Annotated in this window: 21 protein-coding genes and 1 tRNA gene; 11 read left to right on the top strand and 11 right to left on the bottom strand. The window is 63.1% G+C overall.

What is annotated here, in order from left to right; all coding sequences use genetic code 11:
• The first annotated feature begins 13 nt into the window (after positions 1 to 13).
• The 3 genes from K5R33_RS00255 to K5R33_RS00245 are packed head-to-tail and all read left to right on the top strand — an operon-like array spanning position 14 to position 1,488.
• On the top strand, positions 14 to 577 hold the full coding sequence (locus tag K5R33_RS00255) for a Tll0287-like domain-containing protein (protein ID WP_220746969.1): 564 nt from the start codon (positions 14 to 16) through the stop codon (positions 575 to 577).
• A gap of 1 nt (position 578) precedes the next feature.
• A complete protein-coding gene (locus K5R33_RS00250; RefSeq protein ID WP_220746968.1) occupies positions 579 to 1,016 on the top strand; it encodes a c-type cytochrome in 438 nt (145 codons plus the stop codon).
• 4 nt (positions 1,017 to 1,020) lie between these two features.
• The gene (locus K5R33_RS00245; RefSeq protein ID WP_220746967.1) at positions 1,021 to 1,488 is read left to right on the top strand and encodes a globin family protein; all 468 of its coding nucleotides are present in this window, start codon (positions 1,021 to 1,023) and stop codon (positions 1,486 to 1,488) included.
• Between the two features lie 174 nt (positions 1,489 to 1,662).
• On the opposite strand, the gene K5R33_RS00240 is transcribed toward K5R33_RS00245, so the two are convergent.
• On the bottom strand, positions 1,663 to 3,258 hold the full coding sequence (locus K5R33_RS00240; RefSeq protein WP_220746966.1) for a Hint domain-containing protein: 1,596 nt from the start codon (positions 3,256 to 3,258) through the stop codon (positions 1,663 to 1,665).
• Between the two features lie 239 nt (positions 3,259 to 3,497).
• On the opposite strand from K5R33_RS00240, the gene K5R33_RS00235 reads away from it, so the two are divergent.
• Positions 3,498 to 3,785, top strand: coding sequence for a co-chaperone GroES (locus K5R33_RS00235; RefSeq protein ID WP_220746965.1), 288 nt, complete (start codon positions 3,498 to 3,500; stop codon positions 3,783 to 3,785).
• 51 nt (positions 3,786 to 3,836) lie between these two features.
• The gene (gene groL, locus K5R33_RS00230; protein WP_220746964.1) at positions 3,837 to 5,483 is read left to right on the top strand and encodes a chaperonin GroEL; all 1,647 of its coding nucleotides are present in this window, start codon (positions 3,837 to 3,839) and stop codon (positions 5,481 to 5,483) included.
• A gap of 86 nt (positions 5,484 to 5,569) precedes the next feature.
• Here groL and K5R33_RS00225 read toward each other — a convergent pair whose 3' ends face one another.
• Both K5R33_RS00225 and K5R33_RS00220 read right to left on the bottom strand, forming a co-directional pair.
• A complete protein-coding gene (locus tag K5R33_RS00225) occupies positions 5,570 to 6,037 on the bottom strand; it encodes a MarR family transcriptional regulator (RefSeq protein WP_220746963.1) in 468 nt (155 codons plus the stop codon).
• A gap of 1 nt (position 6,038) precedes the next feature.
• On the bottom strand, positions 6,039 to 6,329 hold the full coding sequence (locus tag K5R33_RS00220) for a putative quinol monooxygenase (protein ID WP_220746962.1): 291 nt from the start codon (positions 6,327 to 6,329) through the stop codon (positions 6,039 to 6,041).
• A gap of 126 nt (positions 6,330 to 6,455) precedes the next feature.
• On the opposite strand from K5R33_RS00220, the gene K5R33_RS00215 reads away from it, so the two are divergent.
• The 5 genes from K5R33_RS00215 to K5R33_RS00195 all read left to right on the top strand — a co-directional run bounded on the left by K5R33_RS00215 (position 6,456) and on the right by K5R33_RS00195 (position 13,138).
• On the top strand, positions 6,456 to 7,757 hold the full coding sequence (locus tag K5R33_RS00215) for a Na+/H+ antiporter NhaA (RefSeq protein WP_220746961.1): 1,302 nt from the start codon (positions 6,456 to 6,458) through the stop codon (positions 7,755 to 7,757).
• A gap of 175 nt (positions 7,758 to 7,932) precedes the next feature.
• Entirely contained in the window at positions 7,933 to 8,586 is a 654-nt protein-coding gene (locus K5R33_RS00210; RefSeq protein ID WP_220746960.1) for an ABC transporter ATP-binding protein, read from the top strand.
• A complete protein-coding gene (locus K5R33_RS00205; protein ID WP_220746959.1) occupies positions 8,570 to 10,186 on the top strand; it encodes a KpsE/RkpR family capsule polysaccharide export protein in 1,617 nt (538 codons plus the stop codon). Before K5R33_RS00210 ends, K5R33_RS00205 begins: the two co-directional genes overlap by 17 nt.
• A 54-nt stretch (positions 10,187 to 10,240) precedes the next feature.
• The gene (locus K5R33_RS00200; RefSeq protein ID WP_220746958.1) at positions 10,241 to 11,731 is read left to right on the top strand and encodes a phosphomannomutase/phosphoglucomutase; all 1,491 of its coding nucleotides are present in this window, start codon (positions 10,241 to 10,243) and stop codon (positions 11,729 to 11,731) included.
• An 81-nt stretch (positions 11,732 to 11,812) separates the two neighbouring features.
• On the top strand, positions 11,813 to 13,138 hold the full coding sequence (locus K5R33_RS00195) for a mechanosensitive ion channel domain-containing protein (protein WP_220746957.1): 1,326 nt from the start codon (positions 11,813 to 11,815) through the stop codon (positions 13,136 to 13,138).
• A gap of 133 nt (positions 13,139 to 13,271) precedes the next feature.
• On the opposite strand, the gene K5R33_RS00190 is transcribed toward K5R33_RS00195, so the two are convergent.
• Positions 13,272 to 14,402: an MFS transporter gene (locus tag K5R33_RS00190; protein ID WP_220746956.1), complete on the bottom strand. Its 1,131-nt coding sequence runs from the start codon at positions 14,400 to 14,402 to the stop codon at positions 13,272 to 13,274.
• Positions 14,403 to 14,473: 71 nt separating this feature from the next.
• On the opposite strand from K5R33_RS00190, the gene K5R33_RS00185 reads away from it, so the two are divergent.
• On the top strand, positions 14,474 to 15,010 hold the full coding sequence (locus K5R33_RS00185) for an Lrp/AsnC family transcriptional regulator (RefSeq protein ID WP_255576113.1): 537 nt from the start codon (positions 14,474 to 14,476) through the stop codon (positions 15,008 to 15,010).
• A gap of 25 nt (positions 15,011 to 15,035) precedes the next feature.
• On the opposite strand, the gene K5R33_RS00180 is transcribed toward K5R33_RS00185, so the two are convergent.
• The 7 genes from K5R33_RS00180 to rpmF all read right to left on the bottom strand — a co-directional run bounded on the left by K5R33_RS00180 (position 15,036) and on the right by rpmF (position 20,145).
• Positions 15,036 to 16,106: a 2'-deoxycytidine 5'-triphosphate deaminase gene (locus tag K5R33_RS00180; protein ID WP_220746955.1), complete on the bottom strand. Its 1,071-nt coding sequence runs from the start codon at positions 16,104 to 16,106 to the stop codon at positions 15,036 to 15,038.
• 70 nt (positions 16,107 to 16,176) lie between these two features.
• Positions 16,177 to 16,253: transfer RNA gene (locus K5R33_RS00175), tRNA-Pro, on the bottom strand.
• 73 nt (positions 16,254 to 16,326) lie between these two features.
• A complete protein-coding gene (locus tag K5R33_RS00170) occupies positions 16,327 to 17,403 on the bottom strand; it encodes a MerR family transcriptional regulator (protein ID WP_220746954.1) in 1,077 nt (358 codons plus the stop codon).
• 3 nt (positions 17,404 to 17,406) lie between these two features.
• Positions 17,407 to 17,709, bottom strand: coding sequence for an integration host factor subunit alpha (gene ihfA / locus K5R33_RS00165; protein ID WP_220746953.1), 303 nt, complete (start codon positions 17,707 to 17,709; stop codon positions 17,407 to 17,409).
• 156 nt (positions 17,710 to 17,865) lie between these two features.
• Entirely contained in the window at positions 17,866 to 18,837 is a 972-nt protein-coding gene (locus K5R33_RS00160; protein ID WP_220746952.1) for a beta-ketoacyl-ACP synthase III, read from the bottom strand.
• A complete protein-coding gene (gene plsX / locus K5R33_RS00155) occupies positions 18,834 to 19,901 on the bottom strand; it encodes a phosphate acyltransferase PlsX (protein WP_220746951.1) in 1,068 nt (355 codons plus the stop codon). The genes K5R33_RS00160 and plsX overlap by 4 nt, the downstream gene beginning before the upstream one ends.
• A gap of 40 nt (positions 19,902 to 19,941) precedes the next feature.
• Positions 19,942 to 20,145 carry a 50S ribosomal protein L32 gene (rpmF, locus tag K5R33_RS00150; RefSeq protein ID WP_220746950.1) on the bottom strand — a complete coding sequence of 68 codons (204 nt, stop codon included), beginning with the start codon at positions 20,143 to 20,145 and terminating at the stop codon, positions 19,942 to 19,944.
• Positions 20,146 to 20,526 lie beyond the last annotated feature (381 nt).

Below are 20,526 nucleotides of genomic sequence, written 5' to 3'. Positions count from 1 at the left end.
AGGAAACACAGATATGATGACACCAATGGCAAAGGTCAAAGCCCTTATCGTGGGCGCGGGCGTCGCCCTGGGCGGCTCGGCCTCGGCGGACGGCATGGACTACGAGACGGTGACCGACCTTCTGCACCTGGTCATGAGCTCCGACCGCACGGTCTACACGCGCATGATCGTCAACCGTTTGGCGGTCGAGGAAGGCGTGATCAAAGCCTCCGAACACTTTGAGGACGACAAGGCCCTGGTGCTGCCCGCCCAGATGTTCCGCTTCGGCTCCGAGATGGTGGCAGAGGAAACCGACGAGTTCTCCTACTCGCTGCTGTCGCTCTGGCCGATCAACAAGCAGAACGCGCCGACCACTCCGATGGAGAAAGAGGGCCTGGAATACATCGCCGCCAACCCCGGTGAGAACTTCTATGGCGAAGAAGAGCTGGGTGGCGAAACCTACTTCACCGCCGTCTACCCTGACATTGCCGTGGCCGAAGCCTGCTGGGCTTGCCACAACGACCACAAGGACACGCCCCGGACCGACTTCAAAGCCGGTGACGTCATGGGCGGCGTCGTGATCCGCATCCCGATGTAAGATGCGGACGGCTTGTTTCTCCCTGGCCCTGGCCACCCTGATGGCCCCTTCGGTGCTGGCGCAAGCCACGCCCGAGGGGTTGGACGGCTTTGTCACCCTGGATCGCCTTCCCGTGCCCGATGTGGCGGCCCTGGCCGCCGGGCGCGCGGTTTGGGGCGACACCTGCCAGAACTGCCACGGGGGCAACAAGCTGACGGGCGCGCCCAAAATCACCTCGACCGAGGTGTGGGCGCCCCGAATAGACCAAGGTCTCGATGTGCTTTTTGATCACGCGATCAATGGGTTCATCGGGCCCAAATATGCCGAAATGCCCGCGCGTGGCGGCAACGCGGACCTGAGCGATGCTGAGGTCGAGGCGGCTGTGGCCTTTATGATTTGGGCCAGCGGCGGAGACTCCCCGGCGCTGGCCTGGGCGGAAACACAGATCCCAAAGGAATGAGACTATGAACGAACAGCAGATCGTCCTCGTGCAGGAAAGCTTTGCCAAGGTTGTGCCGATCAAGGACGCCGCCGCCGAGATCTTCTACAACGACCTCTTTGAAACCTCGCCCGAGGTGAAGCCCTACTTCAAGAACAGCGACATGACGGAACAGGGCTCCAAGCTGATGGCCACCCTGGCGGTTGTCGTGAACGGTCTGCGCGACCTCGATAAGATTGTGCCGGTGGCGCAGAAGCTGGCCGTGGGTCACGTGGCCTACGGCGTGAAAGCCGAGGACTACGACAAGGTCGGTGCCTCGCTGCTGCGCACCTTGGAAAAGGGTCTGGGCGATGGGTTCACCCCTGAAGTCAAAGAGGCTTGGGTCACCGCCTATGGAACGCTCTCTGGCGTGATGAAAGACGCGGCTTACCCGGCCCCGGCGATGGCTGGCACGGCACCGGAAAAGAAGCCGTTCTGGAAGTTCTGGGCCTAAGGCGATCCCTGGGGATGCCGGCTGTCTGAACGCAGTCGGTCGGCATGGCCCAGATCCGGGGCCTTTGGCGTGAGGCGACGGTTAGGGCATCTGGTCCCTAATCGAGCACGTCTATGGGCCGTGGGCGATACACTGCTCTACCGTCAAAGGGCCGGTCATCCATAGGACAACGGACTAGATGCGCTGCAAGCTGGCTGTCGCGTCATCGTTCTCGGATGTCAGCCCGTCACCCAGCGCGCGTCGCAGGTCCGAAGAGGTCAAGGCGCGCACGTCACGGCGTTTCAAGTACGGCCAAGGCAGCGGGTCCCGCTTTTGGTCAGTCACCTCTGAAAGAATTCGGCGCCCGAACAGAGTTTGGGGGCCGGGATAAAAGCTCTCGGACCAAATCCCGTCCGCTTGCACCAACGCGTGACGCTCCAATAGCAGGTGGAGATAGCGTACCGGCTGGGACGGTGCCCGTTGCCGGTGGCCAATGTTCGCGTGCTCCACGATGTGTCGCGCCCGGATCACGGCAGGGCCACTCGGCAACGACAGCAAGATGCCGTGCTGTGGTGACACGCGCATGCGGCGCGGCGGGATGCCCGGCGCGATAGACCCTGCCGGAAACACGACCGGTCGCAAGTTGGGCATGTCCGACATGACGGTTGGGTCAATGGTGGTCTCCAGCAGCCGCTGCAAGGGCAGGGGGCCGTGGTCTCGGGTCACGACCATCTGACCGGGAATGAGATGTTCCACGCGTACAAGCCCATCTGTCGTCAGGATCCGAACCCCTGGCGTGAAACATGGCGGGTCGGCCACATCGGGTTTCTCTGGTCGCGGCTCATCGGCGCTGGTCAGGATCCGGGCGCGCAGATCGTCCTCAGTCAGGTTTTGGTTCCAAAAGAAATCATAGTCCAAGGTCAGAACATCGTCCGGGTCGCCCCCATCGACGCTAATCTGCCAGATCTTCGGACTGACCTGGGTGAGTGTGATGTCATCCTGGGTCAGGTCACCGATGTGGATGAGGTCTTCCTGCGGGTTCCAACCCAGAACGGTATCCGTGCCGCCCCCGACATCGAAGGCGATGGTGTCATTGCCGCCGTCGTAGCCGCCGAAGGTGATGTTATCGTCGCCGGTTCCCCCGTCGACGTAGTCGCTGCCGCCGCCTGCAATGATCGTGTCGTCGCCCGCGCCGCCGTCCACATGGTCGCCGCCTGTGCCCGCGTCGATGAAGTCGTCGCCGTCGCCGCCGCAAATGGTATCTTCGAGAGAGCCGCCGAGAATGGCGTCTTGGCCGTCGCCGCCGTCCAACCGATTGCGGCTGCCGTCGAAACTTTCGTCGATGAAATCGTCGCCACCTTCGCCATAGATGGTATCCTCTCCATCGTCGCCGGTCAGGGAGTCATTGCCCGCGCCGCCACCGATCAGGTCGTCGCCCGATCCGCCCTCGATGCTGTCATCGTCGGCCCCGCCGCCAATGGTGTCGTCCTGACTGCCACCCTTGAGCGTGTCGTCGCCTGCGCCGCCAGAGATACTGTCGGCGCCGTTCACGCCGGTAATCGAATCGGCCCCGCCGTCGCCCTTTAGGGTGTCGTCGTTGTCGCCGCCGTCGAGCGTGTCGTCGCCATCCCCTCCGGCGATGCTGTCATTTCCGTTTCCGCCGTCCAGCGAATCCGCGCCGTCCAGGCCGCGCAGCGTATCGTCGCCACCATTCCCACGGAGGGTGTCGTCATCCTGCGTCCCGACCAAGCTGTCGGGACCGTTTCCGCCATTTCGCGTGATGCCTGCCATCGCCTTGCCTCTAGGTCGTTGCGGTAACTCGCAGCGATAGGTTAAGGCCGCGTCTCCATCCGTGCGAAAGTCTGCGCGCTCCCACGGATCAGGCTTGGCGTAAGTTAGCGCAAACCGAACACTGCATTCAGCGGGACGGCGCCTGTTGACACCTTCGGATCGCGCACCTACCTAGCGGGCGTTGGCACTCGCCCTTGGTGAGTGACAACAGGGAGAAACGCAATTTCAGGAGGGCCGAAATGGCTTTCACACCGCTGCATGACCGCGTCCTGGTCCGCCGCGTCGAGTCCGACGAAAAGACCAAGGGTGGTCTGATCATCCCCGACACCGCCAAGGAAAAGCCCGCCGAAGGTGAGATCGTTTCCGTCGGTGAAGGCGCCCGCAAGGACTCGGGCGAGCTGATCGCACCGTCTGTCAAAGCTGGCGACAAGATCCTGTTCGGCAAGTGGTCCGGCACCGAGGTCACCCTCGACGGCGAAGAACTGCTGATCATGAAGGAGAGCGACATCCTGGGCATCATCGGCTGAGCCGCTGATCTCACGATCGTCCCCCATCATACTGTAATTTAGGAGAATACCATGGCCGCTAAGGACGTGAAATTCGATACCGACGCCCGTGACCGCATGCTGCGCGGCGTCAACATTCTGGCTGACGCCGTTAAGGTCACGCTGGGCCCCAAAGGCCGCAACGTGGTTCTGGACAAATCCTTCGGTGCCCCGCGCATCACCAAGGACGGTGTCTCGGTCGCCAAGGAAATCGAACTGGAAGACAAGTTCGAGAACATGGGCGCCCAGATGGTGAAGGAAGTCGCTTCCCGCACCAACGACGAAGCGGGTGACGGCACCACCACCGCGACGGTTCTGGCCCAGGCCATCGTCAAGGAAGGCATGAAGTCGGTTGCCGCTGGCATGAACCCGATGGATCTGAAGCGCGGCATCGACATGGCCACCGCCAAAGTGGTCGAAGCGATCAAATCCGCCTCGCGCGAAGTCAAAGACTCCGACGAAGTTGCCCAGGTCGGCACCATCTCGGCCAACGGCGAAGCCGAAATCGGCCGTCAGATCGCCGACGCCATGCAGAAGGTCGGCAACGAGGGTGTCATCACCGTCGAAGAGAACAAGGGCCTCGAAACCGAGACCGATGTTGTCGAAGGGATGCAGTTCGACCGCGGCTACCTGTCGCCCTACTTCGTCACCAACCCGGACAAGATGACGACCGAGCTGGAAGACGCCATGATCCTGCTGCACGAGAAGAAGCTCTCGTCGCTGCAGCCGATGGTTCCGCTGCTCGAGTCGGTGATCCAGTCGCAGAAGCCGCTTCTGATCATCGCCGAGGACGTGGAAGGCGAGGCCCTGGCCACGCTGGTCGTCAACAAGCTGCGCGGTGGTCTGAAGATCGCTGCCGTCAAGGCGCCGGGCTTCGGTGACCGTCGTAAGGCCATGCTGCAGGACATCGCGATCCTGACCGGTGGCCAGGTCATCTCCGACGATCTGGGCATGAAGCTCGAAAACGTCACCATGGACATGCTGGGCACCGCCAAGCGCGTCTCGATCACCAAGGACGAGACCACCATCGTGGACGGCGCCGGTGAGAAGGCCGAGATCGAAGCCCGCGTGGCTCAGATCCGTGGTCAGATCGAAGAGACGACCTCCGACTACGACCGCGAAAAGCTGCAAGAGCGCGTGGCCAAGCTGGCCGGTGGTGTTGCCGTGATCCGCGTCGGTGGCATGACCGAAGTGGAAGTCAAAGAGCGTAAGGACCGCGTCGATGACGCCCTGAACGCGACCCGTGCCGCCGTGCAAGAAGGCGTCGTCGTTGGGGGTGGTGTTGCCCTGGTTCAGGGTGGCAAGGCCCTCGCCGGTCTGGAAGGCGCCAACGCCGATCAGAACGCCGGTATCGCCATCGTGCGCAAGGCCATCGAAGCGCCGCTGCGCCAGATCGCCGAGAACTCCGGCGTCGACGGTGCCGTGGTGGCCGGTAAGGTCCGCGAAAGCGACGACACCTCCTTCGGCTTCAACGCGCAAACCGAAGAGTACGGTGACCTGTTCTCCTTCGGCGTGATCGACCCCGCCAAGGTGGTTCGGACCGCCCTGGAAGACGCAGCCTCGGTTGCCGGTCTGCTGATCACGACCGAAGCCATGGTTGCCGACAAGCCCGAAAAGCCGGGTGCCGGTGGCGCCGCTGGCGGCATGCCCGACATGGGCGGCATGGGCGGCATGATGTAATCAGCCCTCGGCTGAGACATGTGCCGACACGGCATAAGCAAAGGGGCCCTTGGGCCCCTTTGTTGCGTTTCGTGGGGGCCTGCGGGTTATCCCGTGGCCGTGGGATCTTTCGATGCCCCGTCATCGGGCAGGGGTGCCAACAGAGCGTCACAATACCCCGGCAAAAGCGCCAGGTACGTCTGAGTCCCAGCCTCGGTCGGGGCGATTAGGACGCAGCGCTTGTCTTGGCCGTGGGGCTGACGCGCGATCAGGCCTTTGCGCTCCATCGTGGCCAGGGTCTTCGAGAGAACGGGGCGCGAGACGTCCAAACGCTCAGCGATCTCGACAGACGTGAGGCTGTCCCGGTCCGGCTCTCGCAGGATGACCGTGAGCACCAGAAACTGCGTTTGCGATAGGCCCTGGGCCGTCAGGTAATTCTCCACGAGACGCAGGCGCAGGCTGGCCCGACGCAGCAGGCGCAGCTCATCCAGCATGGCGTCGGCATCTGCCCCGGCGAACCGGCCCGCCAACCCTTCGATCATTTCGCGCGTGGGCAGGTCCTTCAGAAAGAACACGTCAGGCGGGGTGCATGTGGATGATCTCTGCGGGCTCTGCCAGCCAATCAGCGTAATTCTCCATGACCGCGGCGGTGTAGGGCATTGCATAATGGGCCGCTAGCGCCGCTTCATCGGTCCATCGCTCCACCAGATATATCGCGGGATCCTCGCCGGTTCCGACGTTTAGCTCAAAGCGGAGGCACCCCGGCTCCGCCGTGGTGGCGGGAATGATTCCGCGAACGGCGTCGATGGCGGCGCTCCGAAACTCTGGCTTTGGGGTGATGCGCGCGAAGATGTTGAGGTCAGTCATGTGGGTCTCCTACGATTCGTTAGCATGGTAACGAAATACGTTAGACGAAGGAAGCGGGGACAGCGCTGCGGTTGTCCTGTATCATTTCGTCAGATAAAGGCCCTTGAAACTAGACCGGGGACGACCATGTATCGCGTTTGGAACTTTCTCACGAACTACTCGCTTTTGCTCATATTCGGCGCGATCATCGCGTTGGTTTGGGCAAACACCGAGGGGCATTCCTACCACGTTTTCGTGGAATACCCCCTTTGGTTCAATGACTTCATCGGTGTCAGCCTCCACCACTGGGAGGTCGCCATGGGCGAGGACGCCCTGGCGTTCGGCCACCCAGAAAGCGCCAAGGTTCTGACCGCGCACTACTTGGTCAACGACCTGCTGATGGCATTTTTCTTTGCGATTGCGGGGAAAGAAGTCTGGGAAGCGGTCATCCTCAAGAACGGAAGCCTGCGCGGCAAGAAGGCTGCGACGCCCCTGTTTGCGACGGCTGGCGGCATGTTTGGGCCGATTGCCGTGTATCTAGGCCTCGCTGCGGTGCTGGGGGCCGACAAGTTCGGCATGGTTGCCAATGGTTGGGCCATTCCGACCGCGACAGACATCGCGTTCAGCTACCTCGTCGGGCGTCTCGTCTTCGGAGCCGGGCACCCGGCTGTGCGGTTCCTGCTGCTGCTGGCCATCGCAGATGACGCGGCGGGCCTGATCATCCTCGCGATCTTCTATCCGTCCAGCGCATTGGCGCCGGAATGGCTTCTGCTGTCGCTGGCTGCTGCGGTCGGTGTGTTCCTGATCTTCAACTGGCTGCCGCGCCGGTTGGACCGGGGCGATCAACTGCGCCCTCGCTCCACCTGGATGCGTCAAAAGCTGTCCTACTGGCCCTATCTGATCGCGGGCGCGCTGTCGTGGTATGGCTTTGCCCAGTCGGGCCTGCACCCTGCCTTGGGCCTGCTGCCCATCGTGCCGACCTTGCCCCATGCGGACCGCGCCTTTGGTATCTTTGCCGATGCGGAAAAGCACCTGACGGATCTGCTGAACCATACGGAGCATCTGCTGAAGCACCCGGTCGAAGTGATCCTGTTCTTCTTCGGCCTGATGAATGCGGGCGTTGAGTTTTCGGCCATTTCTGAGCCGACCTGGTTGGTCCTTGCTGGTCTGATCGTGGGCAAACCGCTTGGTATCCTGCTCTTTGGCTATGTGGGCGCCCATACCTTGAAGCTGGGCCTGCCGGCCGGGATGCGAACCATAGACCTGTTCGTCATCGGCTGTGTGGCAGCGATCGGGTTTACGGTGTCGCTCTTTGTGGCGTCCGTCGCCTTTGATCCGGGTCCGGTCCAAGACGCTGCGAAAATGGGTGCGCTGTTCAGCTTTGCCGCCGCCATTCTATCCTTCGTGGCAGGAAAACTGACCCGTGTTCAAAAGGTGGCCGTTCAGTAGCCACCCAACCAACCGGCGGCGACTTTGCCCCAAAGTCGCCGCATTTCCCCACTTTCGGTGGTCAAAACCTCTGCCATTCACCATAATATCGGCGAATTAACCGCTTAGCAGGGACAGCGCGCTACCCTGATCGGGGATGCATTGTCCAGATAGGTGAGTCGGGGTTTGCCGTCATATGATCGAGTTTGACCACGTCTCGAAGTCCTTTTGGACCGGCCAACAGCGCAAGGTGATCCTTGATCGCGCCTCCTTCCGGGTGGAGATGGGCCGCTCCGTCGGGGTGTTGGCGCCCAATGGCACTGGCAAGACGACGATCATCAACATGATGGCCGGTCTGGAAAAGCCCGATGAGGGCGAGGTGCATCGCACCAGCCGTGTGTCCTTTCCGTTGGGCTTTATGGGCGGTGTGGTCAATCGCAACACCGCGACCGAAAACGCCCGCTACATCGCCCAGCTCTACGGACTTGATCCAGATTACGGCGAAGCCTTCTGCCGCTGGCTCTGTGACATCAAAGAATATTTCGACATGCCTGTCGGCACTTACAGCCAAGGGATGCGCGCGCGGTTCAGCTTTAGCCTGATGCTGGCGCTGGAATTTGACATCTATTTGATCGACGAGGGGATGCCATCGACCACCGACGCGGGGTTTAATAAGCGGGCGGGCTCCATCCTGAAGGATCGCCTGCGCGATGCCACCGTGGTGATCGTCAGCCACCAACCGAAGACGCTTGAGCGGTTTGCCACGTCGGCGGCGGTGCTCCGGGATGGCAAACTGCACCAGTTCGAGACGCTCGACGAAGCGCGGAGGCTCTATGAGTACGATGCCTAAGGCCCGCAAGTTCCGCATCCGCCCCGACGCGCCCTTTATGACGCCGGGCGTCGAACTGACCGAGGGGGCCGCCCCGGTCGTGGGGGCGACACATATCGCACCTGCCGCCAACGATGCCCCCCCGCCGGTCGCGCCCTTGGGCGATGGCGCGAAGCCGGAGGCCTCGGCGGGGAATGGTCCGGCGGAGCCGACGGGACGCCAACTGCGGATGGCCCGTCGGATCGCACAGAAACACGGCATCAAGGTCAGTTCCGACAAAGAGGCCGTCGAGGCGTTGCGCGCCAAGGGCATCGACCCCTTTGAGCGGGCGAACATGCTGCAACTGGTGCCGGCTCAGACCGCGCCCGCCCAGGTTCCTGGTCCCGCTGCCGCGGCATCACAGGTTCCAGCGATGCCCCAGGCGCCCGTACCCGCCGCGCCCACACCAATCGTTCTGGACGGCGACCGACGCGATTCTGAGATCGTCAACATTCAGCGCGACATTGCCCGCCGCCGTCGCCGCCGTCTGGCCTTGTTGTCGATCCGGCTGGCGTTTTTCGTCGGTCTTCCGACCGTCATAGCCGGGATTTACTACTACACCATCGCTACCCCCATGTACGCCACCAAGTCGGAGTTTGTGATCCAACAGGCCGACAGTGCGGCGGGCGGGGCCGGGGGGCTTGGCGGTTTGTTCTCGGGTACGGGGCTTGCGACCCAGACCGACAGCGTCTCGGTCCAAGGGTATCTGCTGTCGCGCGATGCGTTCCGCCGCTTGGATGCCGACCAGGGATTTACGGCGCATTTCGCGGACCCCTCCATCGATGCGTTGCAGCGACTCGATGCCGATAGCTCCCAAGCCGATGGTTATGCGCTGTACCAGCGTATGGTCGAAATCGGATACGATCCGACCGAAGGCGTCATCAAGATGGAGGTTGTCGCCGCCGATCCCCAGGTGTCGCTCCAATTCAGCGAGGCGCTCATCGACTACGCGGAAGAGCAGGTCGACCAACTCACCGCACGGTTGCGCAGCGACCAAATGGCGGGCGCGATGGAAAGCTTTGCCGCCGCCGAGGCGCGGATGTTGGAGGCCCAGGCCCGCGTCGTCGATCTGCAGGAGCAATTGGGCGTGGTTTCCGCCGATGCGGAACTGAGCAGCCGCTACAGCCAAATCAACCTTGTCGAAACGGAATTGCGGGCCGAGCGTCTGCGCCTCGATCAGCTTTTGGCCAATGCCCGTCCCAATGCGACCCGTGTCGACGTGGCGGAGCGCAACATCGCGCGTCTCAATGCGGAGTTGGAGGACCTGCGCGCGGGTCTGACCGATGGCGCGACCGCTGACGCCAGCCTGGCCCGCGTGTCGGCCGAATTGGGCGTGGCGCAGATGGATCTGAACACCCGCCAGCTTCTGCTGCAACAAGCGGCGCAGCAACAGGAAACCGCCCGGATCGAGGCCAACCGGCAGGTCCGCTACTTGTCCACGCCCGTGGCCCCCGTTGCCGTGGATGAACCGACCTATCCTAGGGCGTTCGAGAACACGATCCTGGCGTTTCTGATCTTCTCCGGGATCTATCTTATGATTTCGCTGACGGCTGCAATCCTGCGCGAACAGGTGAGCGGTTAAGGTCGCGCACCTGTCCTTAGACCCTTCCTTCGACAGACATTTCTGGACCCAACCATGACACCCTTGGCCACCGTGACGCCGAACACCTGGCGCTTTCTCCGAGACCCGATGATCGCGCCGACGGGCTTCCGCGAATACGACGCGCGATGGCAGTACCCCGAATCCATCAACCTGCCCGGCATGACGGCCCTCGGGTTGGGTCTAGGCACGCAAATGCACCGACGCGGGATTGAGCCGAGGATTGCCGTCGGGAATGATTACCGGGACTATTCGCTGGCCATCAAGCAGGCCTTGATCCTGGGCCTGGTGCAAGCGGGGATTCAGGTGCAAGACATCGGTCCGGCCCTCTCGCCCATGGCCTATTTTGCACAGTTTCATTTGGACGCGCCTGCCGTCGCCATGGTTACCGCGTCCCATAACCCGAATGGCTGGACTGGGGTTAAGATGGGCTTTGAGCGGCCGCTGACCCACGGGCCTGAGGAAATGGCCGAGTTGCGCGATATCGTCCTTGGTGGCCATGGCGAGGCGCGTCCGGGCGGCGGGTGGTCCTTTGTGGATGGCGTGCAGGAGGCTTACATCGAGGATCTGGTCGGGACCTTCCGCCTGTCCCGCCCGCTGAAGGTTGTCTGCGCCACAGGCAACGGCACTGCCGGCGCCTTCGCGCCCGAGATCTTGCGGCGTATCGGCGCCGAGGTGCTCGAGAGCCATTGCACCCCTGACTACACCTTCCCCGCCTACAACCCGAACCCCGAAGCCATGGAAATGCTGCATGATATGGCCGACTCCGTGCGGGCTTCGGGGGCCGATTTGGCCTTAGGTTTTGACGGCGATGGGGATCGTTGCGGCGTTGTCGATGACCAGGGTGAGGAAATCTTTGCGGACATCATGGGCGTGATCCTGGCCCGTGATTTGTCCGCGTTGCACCCCGGCGCCACCTTCGTTGCGGACGTCAAATCCACAGGGCTCTTTGCCTCCGACGCTGTCTTGCGCGGCAACGGCGCCACGACGGATTATTGGAAGACAGGTCACAGCCACATGAAGCGCCGTGTTCACGCCCTGGGGGCTTTGGCGGGCTTCGAAAAGTCGGGTCACTACTTTCTCGCGCAGCCCATCGGTCGAGGCTACGACTGCGGCATGCGGGTCGCTGTCGAAGTGTGCAAGCTGATGGATCGCAATCCAGGGGCCAGCCTCTCCGACCTTCGCGCCGCGCTGCCCAAGGTTTGGAATACGCCGACCTTGGCGCCGTTTTGTCCGGACGAGGAAAAGTACGCCACCCTTGACCGGATCGTCGCGCGTCTCTTGCCAATGAAGGGGCAGGGCACGCTGGGTGGGCAGCGGATCGTAGATATCGTGACGGTGAATGGCGCGCGCGTCATGTTGGAGAATGGCGCATGGGGCCTGGTCCGCGCGTCGTCTAACACGCCCAATCTTGTGGTGGTGTGCGAAAGCCCCGCCTCGGAGGCGGAGTTGCGGGCCATCTTCGGCGATCTCGACGCAATCATCCGGCAGGAGCCGACCGTAGGCGCCTACGATCAAACCTTTTGACCGGACCGGTGCTCGGGCCTTGACGCCACGTGCTATTTGCGGCCCGTTGATGGCGTAAGTGTCTGATCCGACGGGGACGTCATGCGTGCCTTTCTTCTAACGGCCATCCTGGCCCTGACCCTCTGGGGGCCCTCCGTCAGCGCGCAGGGGGGCGCTCAGCCGTCTGGGGCCATTTCCACCACGCAGGACAGCGCTGCCGATGCGGCGATCCAGCGCCGCATTCAGACGATCATTGCCGCCTTAGACGGATACGACACCGTGCAGGTCACGGTGCAAGACGGGATTGTGACCTTCACCGGTGAAGTCCTCGACGGAGAGGACATTCCTCGGCTCGATGACCTGGCCGCGCGTGTCGACGGGGTGGTCGCCATCGAAAACGAAGTCGATGAGAGCACGGACGTTGCCCAACGGCTCGATCCGGTCGTGGACCGTTTCCAGGACCGTTTGGCCCAGGCGGTGGCGTACCTGCCACTCGTGGCGATTGCGGTGTCCGCCGGGGGCGCCGTGATCTTTGGTGGCATCCTCTTGGCCCGGTGGGAGGCCCCGTGGCGCCGTCTGGCTCCGAACGGTTTCATCGCAGACATTTATCGTATGGTGCTGCGCCTCGTCTTTGTCTTGGCAGGGGTCGTCATTGCGCTGGATATCCTCAATGCGACCGCTGTCTTGACGGGCTTGCTCGGCGCTGCGGGGATTGTTGGGTTGGCGGTCGGCTTTGCCGTGCGCGACACGGTCGAGAACTTCATTGCCTCGGTGATGCTGTCTCTGCGTCAGCCGTTTCGCCCCAACGACTTCGTGGACATCGAGGGCAGCATGGGGTCGGTCATCCGCCTCACCAGCCGAGCGACTGTCTTGTTGGACCCGAACGGCAATCACGTCCGTCTGCCCAATGCCACTGTCTTCAAGTCAAAGATCATCAATTACACACGCAACGCTGAACGCCGGTTTTCTTTTGTCCTGGGCATCGACCCGGCGGCGGATTTGTCTGCGGCCCGGCGCATTGGGCTGTCTACCTTGGAGGGGTTGGAGTTCGTCTTGGACGATCCCGCGCCCCAGGTCTGGATTTCAGAGGCAGGCGACTCGACCATCGCGGTCGAATTCCTGGGCTGGGTCAATCAGCGTGAGGTTAATTTCGCGGTCGCTCGGGGCGAAGCCTTGCGCAGCGTCATGGCGGCTCTGACGGCTGCTGACATCGGACTGCCCGAACCCACCTACCGTTTGGCGATTTCCGGGACGCTGCCGACGACGACCGAGCCTGTGCAGACCCCCGCCGCAGCGCCGCGACCAACGGCCAGCCCAGCGGATGTGGAGGATCTCGCCGCCGATACCACCATCGAGCGCATGGTCGACGAAGAGCGGCGGGAGGCCAAAAGCGACGACCTGCTGAGCGACGCCGCCCCGGAGGAGTGATGCCCTCAAGACGCTCCAGTTTAGCGCGTCCGGCAGTGGTCGTGCGGATTTTGGTCACGTTCCCTGCCGACGCACGGAAACCGCGCTTTTTCCCCGTCTTTGAAATGCGGCGCTGAAAACATGGCCCGGCATCTCAACTTTGTGCAGCCGGCGATCTCAACCGGTAGCTCAATGCTTCTGCCCACAGCACCGCTGACCCTCCGCCAGCAATCATGGCGCAGGTGGCCAGGCCGCCCCAGGTGAAGACCGGTGCAAAGCCTGCGGCACCTCCGACAACACCCAAGTACGTGACCGCTGAATTGAGGCCAAGGACCGCCCCCTTTTGCGATCCGGCGGCCCGCGTTAGGCGCCCGACGGTCAATCCGAGGGCCAAGTGTGTGATCACACCCCAGGCCAAGAAAGCCAGGGACAGCGCGACCAAGGACGATCCCGTCAAGCTGATCCCAGCGAGGGCCAAGGCGCTGCCTGCAAAGACCCAAGGGCCCGCACCGCCATAGCCGCGCCGGTCCAGCCAGGGATCGAACAGGCCCGATGCACCAAAGCCGATCCCGTAGGCCAGAACTGGCAGGGCACCCTGTGTCGTGGTCCAGCCCTGGGCCTCACCGTGGGCCCCCAGGAAGCTGTAGGTGCCATAGAACGACGTCATCAGCACACCTTGGGCGATCAACCCGCTCAGAACACCGGGACATGTTAGGGCGGTCCAAGGGGGCGAGACCGTCCCGCCGCCCCGATTGGGGAGTTGCATCATCCACCAAGATAGGGCGACGGACACAACCGTGGTCAGCCCGTAAATCATGCGCCAATGGACCTGGTCGGCCAGAACGGCGGACAGGGTCACGCCACAGACCATGGCAATCGTCCATCCGGTGAGCACCCGGCCAAGGGTTGCTGCTTCACGTCCGGGGGGCGCGATCTCGGAGGCCAGGGCATAAGCCGCTGGCAACGCCACCCCTGAGGCAAGCCCCGCCAGGACTTGGCCAAAGAGCAACCAGGTGAAGCTTGGCGCCAAACCGCTGGCGGCCAAGCCACAGCCCAGGGTCATCAGGGCAACCGTGGCCATGCGCGCCGCGCCGAAACGGTCGATCAAGGGCGCGAGCGCCAGGGCCGCGACAGCCGTGGCCAAGCCAAATGCAGCGGAGGCGCCCATGATCTGCGTCGCTGTCCGCCCAAGGTCCGCCCCCACGGTGCCCGAGATCGGTGCCAAGGCCATGGAGTTTGTCCCGACAAGGCCAACCGCGCTCATCAAAAGAATGTCGTTTCGCATGGCGTGCAGATCCTTAGAATTGCGCTGCCCGTTGGCGTAATCGGGCGAACACCATTCTGGAAGGAGCGCATATGCCGAAGGGTGAAGAAACGATTGGTCTTCGGTCCCGTGCCGGGGCAGGACGGGGTTTGGATGATATGGACCGAAAAATATCCGGTGTTTTGGCACGGGATGCGACGGTCAGCTATTCCGATTTGTCAGCGGAGGTCGGCCTGTCGCCAGCGGCCGTGCATGAGCGGGTGCGACGTCTGCGCGCCGCAGGCGTGATCCGAGGGACCACGGCGGATTTGGACGGCCCGGCCATGGGCAAGCCGATGCTCGCCTTCGTACATGTGAACACGCGGGGATGGGGCAAGACCCGGTCGCTTCTGTCCTTGAGCGCCTTTCCCGAGGTCGAAGAAATCCACTCCGCCACCGGCGACACCTGTCTGATCCTAAAGGTGCGCGTGGCGTCACCCCATGCGTTAGAGGGCTTACTGGCGCGCGTGTATGACGTGGAAGGGGTGATCGGGACGAAGACATACATGGCGCTGTCCACGCACCTTGAACGGGGTGTTCAAGCGGGTGTCACGGCGGCCTTCGACGTCGACGACCATGTCCGCGATTGACAGCTAGCGAGATGCCGGGCGGCGATCAGGGGGCGGCGAAATGCTTCGATAGCTTCAGTCCCTGTCCCTGATAGTTTGACGCCATGTCCTGACCATAGAGCGTTTCAGGGACCTGGGACATCGTCTCGTAAATCAGGCGCCCGACGACCTGTCCGTCCTCCAGGACGAAGGGGGCTTCGTGGCAGCGGACCTCCAGCACGCCACGGGCAGGGGTGCCATGGCCAAAGCCCGGATCGAAGAATCCGGCGTAGTGAACGCGGAACTCGCCGACCATTGCCAGGTAGGGCGCCATCTCTGCGGCATGGGTTGGCGGGATGGTGACAGCCTCGCGACTGACAAGAATATAGAACGCACCAGGATCCAGCACGATCCGACGCTTGTCGGTGCGGATCGCTTCCCAAAAGTCACGGGGCGCATAGTGGCCTAGCCGATCCAGGTCGATCACCCCGCTGTGGGGCTTCGCCCGCCACCCCACAAGCTCACTCTTACCTGGGGTCAGATCGACGGAAAAGCCAAGACCGTCGCCAATCACCGCCGCCCCATCGACCAGCGGCGTCGCATTATGGAGCGCGCGCAGGGCCTGATCGTTCAGGGTCGCCTCGCCTGCGCGGAACCGGATTTGATTCAGGCGCATACCGGGGCGGACCAGAACGCTAAAGCTGCGTGGACAGATTTCAGCATAGAGCGGCCCCGTATAGCCGGGGGCAATCCTGTCAAACTCCGCCCCGCCATCGGTCACCGTGCGCGTCAGAAGGTCCAAGCGCCCGGTCGACGATTTAGCATTGGCGACGGCGGACAGATCCTCGGGTAGGTCCAAGGCTTCTTGCAGCGGCACGAGATAGACCGCTCCCTTTTCCAGGACCGCACCTTCGGTCAAGTCGATGCGATGCATCTCGAACTCGGGCAAGCGATCCAAAAGACGCTGGCCGCTGCCTGGCAGGAACGAGGCACGAACCCGATAGGCCACAGTCCCCAACCGGAGATCCAGACTGGCCGGTTGGACCTGACCCTCGATCAACGGAGGCGCCGAAATCGCGCCCTGTGCGACAAGCCCCTGGATTTGCTGACTGGCCAAAACACCAGGCGGATATGCCATCATCCCCTCCGCCTTGTGCGGTCTTAAAACGCGAAACGCCTCACCCCAATCGGGGAGAGGCGTTGCGATATGGTCGGGCTAGCAGGACTCGAACCTGCGACCTTCCGTCCCCCAGACGGACGCGCTACCAGGCTGCGCCATAGCCCGACTGGCGGCCATACATACGGTCCTGCGTCGGGGGCGCAAGCATAAAGTCCCGCTTTTTGCGCCGGGCCTGCGATCATTTTTGCGCGCTGTCATCCAGGTCTTCGCGGATTTCTTCGGCAAGGGCACGGTAACGGCGGACCAAGCGCCGCAACCGCCGCCGGGCGAGATCATCCAGGGATGCCGCGCCCCGGGCCTGTTCCCGCGCCCGTCGCAGGGACAGCGCCGGTTGAGAGGCCGCTGCAGGCTCTGGGTGAGGATCATGCGGGGGAACCGTCGGCACGGGCTGTGCAGGCACGGGATCCGTCTGCGGCGCCGCTTCGACGGCAGGGCTGGGAGCGTCCGGCTGCTCTGGTACCTCCGCCGCCAGCGTCGGATCGTCGGGCTGGTTCGGCACATCCGGCACCGGCACTGGCTTAGGCTGCGGGGTCTGGTCGGCATCAACGTCGGTGTCCCGCGCGATGGGTTCGGCCTCGGCGCTGTCCTCTGGCGTATCTGTGTTATCCCGCGTGTCGGGGGACGGGCTGGGTGCCTCATCGGTCGGTGCAGCTGACTCCCCATCCTCGGTGGGCGCCTCATCCGGGAACTCTTCCAGGCTGACGGGCGTCAGCCGTGATTTGGGCAGGGCAGCCCCCGGCGTTACCCGTGCCTCGGATGCATCTTCGGTCTCAAGGTCCGGCTCGGCGACAGGCGTGTCAGTCGGCTCCGCGATGGTTGCCGGTTCGGACAGGTCCGGCTCATTGGCAGAGGTCTCCTCCGAGGCAGGTATATCGGTGGGCGTCGCTTTGGACGCCACCGGCTCCGTGGCAGGCTCGTCCCCCTGCCGTATGACACGGCGGGTGCGTGCGGGCGGCCCCTCTGGCATCTCCACCTCCGGTGAGAGCGCCATGACCGGATCGACGCCGTCGTCCTCGATCTTCTGGCCCACGGCACGGATCGTCAGACCTTGGTCATGCAGCATGACTTTGATCCCACCCAGCAGACGCATGTCCTCGGGGCGATAATATCGACGACCGCCCGCGCCCTTAACCGGAGCGATCTGGTCGAACTTCGACTCCCAAAAGCGGAGCACATGGGTGGGTACGCCAAGCCAGTCGGCAACTTCGCGGATTGTACGAAACGCGCCGTCGGATTTTTCCGGTGCTTTAGCCAAGGATCAGTCCTTGTTACCGGCAGCCACGCGGTCTTTCATCAGGTGTGACGGACGGAACGTCAGCACGCGACGGGGCGGAATGGGCGCCTCTTCGCCGGTCTTAGGGTTCCGTCCAACGCGGGCGGTCTTGTCCCGGGTCGAAAAGGTTCCGAAGCTGGACACCTTCACTTGTTCGCCAGCGACCAGCGCATCTGAGACATGTTGCAGAACGGAGGCGACGAGCGTTGCGCTTTCATTGCGGCTAAGGCCGACCTCGCGAAAAACGGCTTCGCTGAGATCCATCCGGGTGAGAGTTTTTCCCGACATCAAAAGCTCCGATATGCAGACAAAGTATCATCAGATGACCCCAGGTTCACCTCACGCGGAAAGCCGTGTCAACATCGGGGTTTAGCCGCCGAAGTTCATATGCCGTCTTTTGCCGGACGAAATCCGAGAAAGCCCATATGGCGTAACGCGCTTCGCCTACCAGCGCAGCAGGACGGCCCCCCAGGCCAAGCCCCCGCCAATGGCCTCTGTCACGCATAAATCGCCCGCACGCAGCTCTCCCCGCGCCTTCGCGACGGACATTGCCAAGGGAATCGATGCCGCCGAGGTGTTGCCGTGATCGGCCACGGTGACGACCACCTTATCCATGGACAGGCCGAGCTTCGCCGCCGTCCGCGTGATAATGCGGATGTTGGCTTGATGTGGAATGACACGGTCGATCTGATCGGCGGTCACGCCGCCCTTGGCCATCACGTCTACCGTGGATTGGGCCAGCTTCTCGACGGCGTGGCGGAACACTTCCTTACCAGCCATCATCAGATGGCCCGTGGTCTGGGACGACGAGACGCCGCCGGAGACTTGCAGGATATCCCGGTAGCGCCCGTCCGAATGCAGGTCGGTGGCCAGAATGCCGCGATCTTGGGACGTCCCCGCGCTGTCCTCCGCCTCTAGGATCAGCGCCCCCGCGCCGTCCCCAAACAGAACGCAGGTGGTGCGGTCTTGCCAGTTCATGATCCGGCTGAAGGTCTCGGCCCCGATGACGAGGACGCGCTTGGCTTGACCTGACAGGATCAGAGCGTCGGCATTGGTTAACGCATAGACGAAGCCCGCGCAGACCGCTTGAACGTCGAAGGCGAAACCTCTGGTCATACCCAGTTTTTGCTGAACGATGGTGGCCGTTGCCGGGAAGGTCAGATCCGGCGTCGATGTGGCGACCACGATGGCGTCTAAGTCATCGGCAGTCAGCCCCGCATCGGCCAGCGCGGCCTGGGCCGCTGCGGTTGCAAGGTCCGAGGTGGTCTGACCGTCCGCCGCAAAATGGCGGCGTTCGATGCCGGATCGGGCTTTGATCCAATCGTCAGACGTGTCCAGGAAGGTGGTAAACCAAGCGTTCTCGACGACCCGCTCCGGCAGGCAATGGCCCACGCCTTTGACGACAGCCCGCCTCATGCTTTGCCCCCCGATGGGACATCGAGGGACCGCGTAGCTGCCGCCACCCGTGCCTGGAGCCGGTCAGAAAAGCCGGAGCGCGACAGATCCCAGGCGAGGGCGATGGCGGCCGCGACGCCGGTTTCATCGGCAGAGCCATGGGATTTCACCACGGTTCCGTTCAGGCCCAGGAAGACGCCGCCGTTGACCCGGCGGGGATCAATCCGTTTGGACAGGCGCTTAAGCGAGGTCATGGCCAGCAGCGCCGCGATCTTGGACAGGGGTGTGGCACTAAAGGCTTCGGCCAGCATATCACGGACGAACCGGGCGGTGCCTTCGCCGGTCTTGAGCGCGATATTGCCGGTAAACCCGTCCGTCACGATCACATCGCAGCGGTCGCCGGGAATGTCGCCGCCCTCCACGAAGCCCACAAACTCATAGTGCGACGTCGCCGCGTTGGCCTCAATCAAATCATGGGCCTCTTTGAGTTCCGCACGGCCCTTCGTTTCCTCGGTGCCGACGTTGAGCAGCCCGACCCGGGGTCGGTCCAACCCAAGGCCGTTGCGGGCGTAGGAGATTCCCATCAAGGCGTATTGCAGCAGGTCGTCTGGGTCCGCACGGATGTCGGCGCCCACGTCCAGCATGACGTTAAACCCTGCCGGGTTTCGCGATGGCCAAAGGATTGCGATGGCGGGACGATTGATGCCGGGCAAGCGGCGCAGGCGGATCATGCTGATCGCCATAAGGGCGCCCGTGTTGCCGCAGCTGACGCACACCTGCGCCTCTCCGGACCGGACGGCTTCGACGGCGGACCACATGGATGTGGCCTTTCCCGTGCGCAGCACCTGGCTGGGCTTGTCGTCCATCACGACAACATCCTGGGCGTGCCGCAGGGTGCAATGATCGGACAGGCCGCGTCGCTTGGCGATCAGCGGCTCCAACACCTGGGTATCGCCATGGACGATGAACCGCATGGCGGGTGTTTTGCGAACGGCCCGGGCCAGGCCGGCGATGACCGCCTCCGGCCCGAGGTCGCCGCCCATGGCATCGATGGACAGGACGCCGCTGGCATCCGCATCAGACATGGGCAGGCTCCGTCACGGATCGCTGGCCGGAGGTCAATGCTCAGGCGACGTCGTCGTCCAGCTCAACGGTGTTGGCCGCGATGACTTCGCGATCGGCGTAGTGGCCGCAAGCCCCACAGACGTGGTGGGGGCGCTTCAGCTCACCGCAATTGGGGCATTCAGCAGGGTTCCCCGGACGCAGGCTGTCGTGGGACCGGCGGTTGTTGCGGCGGGAGGGGGTGACCTTGTTCTGCGGGACGGCCATGGCTCAACCTCTAGTCTATCAGGAGGGCCTCGCGGAGAGCCCAGTGTCAGTTTGAATCTTCCGTCGGTCCCTATTGCCTATCTCAGCAGGGGTCCAGACCTTTCCCGACACAGGTGCCGGGCGGAGCGCGCCTGATACACCGATTCACGGGGGATGCAAGCCCGGAGGGCGCGCCGGACAACCGACGAGAGACCGAAAAGTGAACCAAGGCGCCCCGTCGCACGTCTAAGACCAAGACGATGCCGCGCTGCGGAAAGGATCACGCCATGCGCATTCTTCTGTCCACTGTTGTCATCCTGGTTGTGTCGCTGTCCTTGGGGGCGGCCACTACCTATGTCAGCGCGCTCATCTCGTAACGGACCGCGCCACGGCACGGCGCAG

Source organism: Jannaschia pagri, assembly GCF_019655435.1.
Taxonomy (GTDB): Bacteria; Pseudomonadota; Alphaproteobacteria; order Rhodobacterales; family Rhodobacteraceae; genus Jannaschia; species Jannaschia pagri.
Note: the sequence above shows the minus strand (reverse complement) of the source record. Positions and strands in the feature narration are given on the sequence as shown.

Bases quoted from the DNA above. Each gene is read 5' to 3' on its own strand.
- K5R33_RS00255 (WP_220746969.1), top strand. From the start codon at position 14: ATGATGACACCAATGGCAAAGGTCAAAGCCCTTATCGTGGGCGCGGGC.
- K5R33_RS00250 (WP_220746968.1), top strand. From the start codon at position 579: ATGCGGACGGCTTGTTTCTCCCTGGCCCTGGCCACCCTGATGGCCCCT.
- K5R33_RS00245 (WP_220746967.1), top strand. From the start codon at position 1,021: ATGAACGAACAGCAGATCGTCCTCGTGCAGGAAAGCTTTGCCAAGGTT.
- K5R33_RS00240 (WP_220746966.1), bottom strand. From the start codon at position 3,258: ATGGCAGGCATCACGCGAAATGGCGGAAACGGTCCCGACAGCTTGGTC.
- K5R33_RS00235 (WP_220746965.1), top strand. From the start codon at position 3,498: ATGGCTTTCACACCGCTGCATGACCGCGTCCTGGTCCGCCGCGTCGAG.
- groL (WP_220746964.1), top strand. From the start codon at position 3,837: ATGGCCGCTAAGGACGTGAAATTCGATACCGACGCCCGTGACCGCATG.
- K5R33_RS00220 (WP_220746962.1), bottom strand. From the start codon at position 6,329: ATGACTGACCTCAACATCTTCGCGCGCATCACCCCAAAGCCAGAGTTT.
- K5R33_RS00215 (WP_220746961.1), top strand. From the start codon at position 6,456: ATGTATCGCGTTTGGAACTTTCTCACGAACTACTCGCTTTTGCTCATA.
- K5R33_RS00210 (WP_220746960.1), top strand. From the start codon at position 7,933: ATGATCGAGTTTGACCACGTCTCGAAGTCCTTTTGGACCGGCCAACAG.
- K5R33_RS00205 (WP_220746959.1), top strand. From the start codon at position 8,570: ATGAGTACGATGCCTAAGGCCCGCAAGTTCCGCATCCGCCCCGACGCG.
- K5R33_RS00200 (WP_220746958.1), top strand. From the start codon at position 10,241: ATGACACCCTTGGCCACCGTGACGCCGAACACCTGGCGCTTTCTCCGA.
- K5R33_RS00195 (WP_220746957.1), top strand. From the start codon at position 11,813: ATGCGTGCCTTTCTTCTAACGGCCATCCTGGCCCTGACCCTCTGGGGG.
- K5R33_RS00190 (WP_220746956.1), bottom strand. From the start codon at position 14,402: ATGCGAAACGACATTCTTTTGATGAGCGCGGTTGGCCTTGTCGGGACA.
- K5R33_RS00185 (WP_255576113.1), top strand. From the start codon at position 14,474: ATGCCGAAGGGTGAAGAAACGATTGGTCTTCGGTCCCGTGCCGGGGCA.
- K5R33_RS00180 (WP_220746955.1), bottom strand. From the start codon at position 16,106: ATGGCATATCCGCCTGGTGTTTTGGCCAGTCAGCAAATCCAGGGGCTT.
- ihfA (WP_220746953.1), bottom strand. From the start codon at position 17,709: ATGTCGGGAAAAACTCTCACCCGGATGGATCTCAGCGAAGCCGTTTTT.
- K5R33_RS00160 (WP_220746952.1), bottom strand. From the start codon at position 18,837: ATGAGGCGGGCTGTCGTCAAAGGCGTGGGCCATTGCCTGCCGGAGCGG.
- plsX (WP_220746951.1), bottom strand. From the start codon at position 19,901: ATGTCTGATGCGGATGCCAGCGGCGTCCTGTCCATCGATGCCATGGGC.
- rpmF (WP_220746950.1), bottom strand. From the start codon at position 20,145: ATGGCCGTCCCGCAGAACAAGGTCACCCCCTCCCGCCGCAACAACCGC.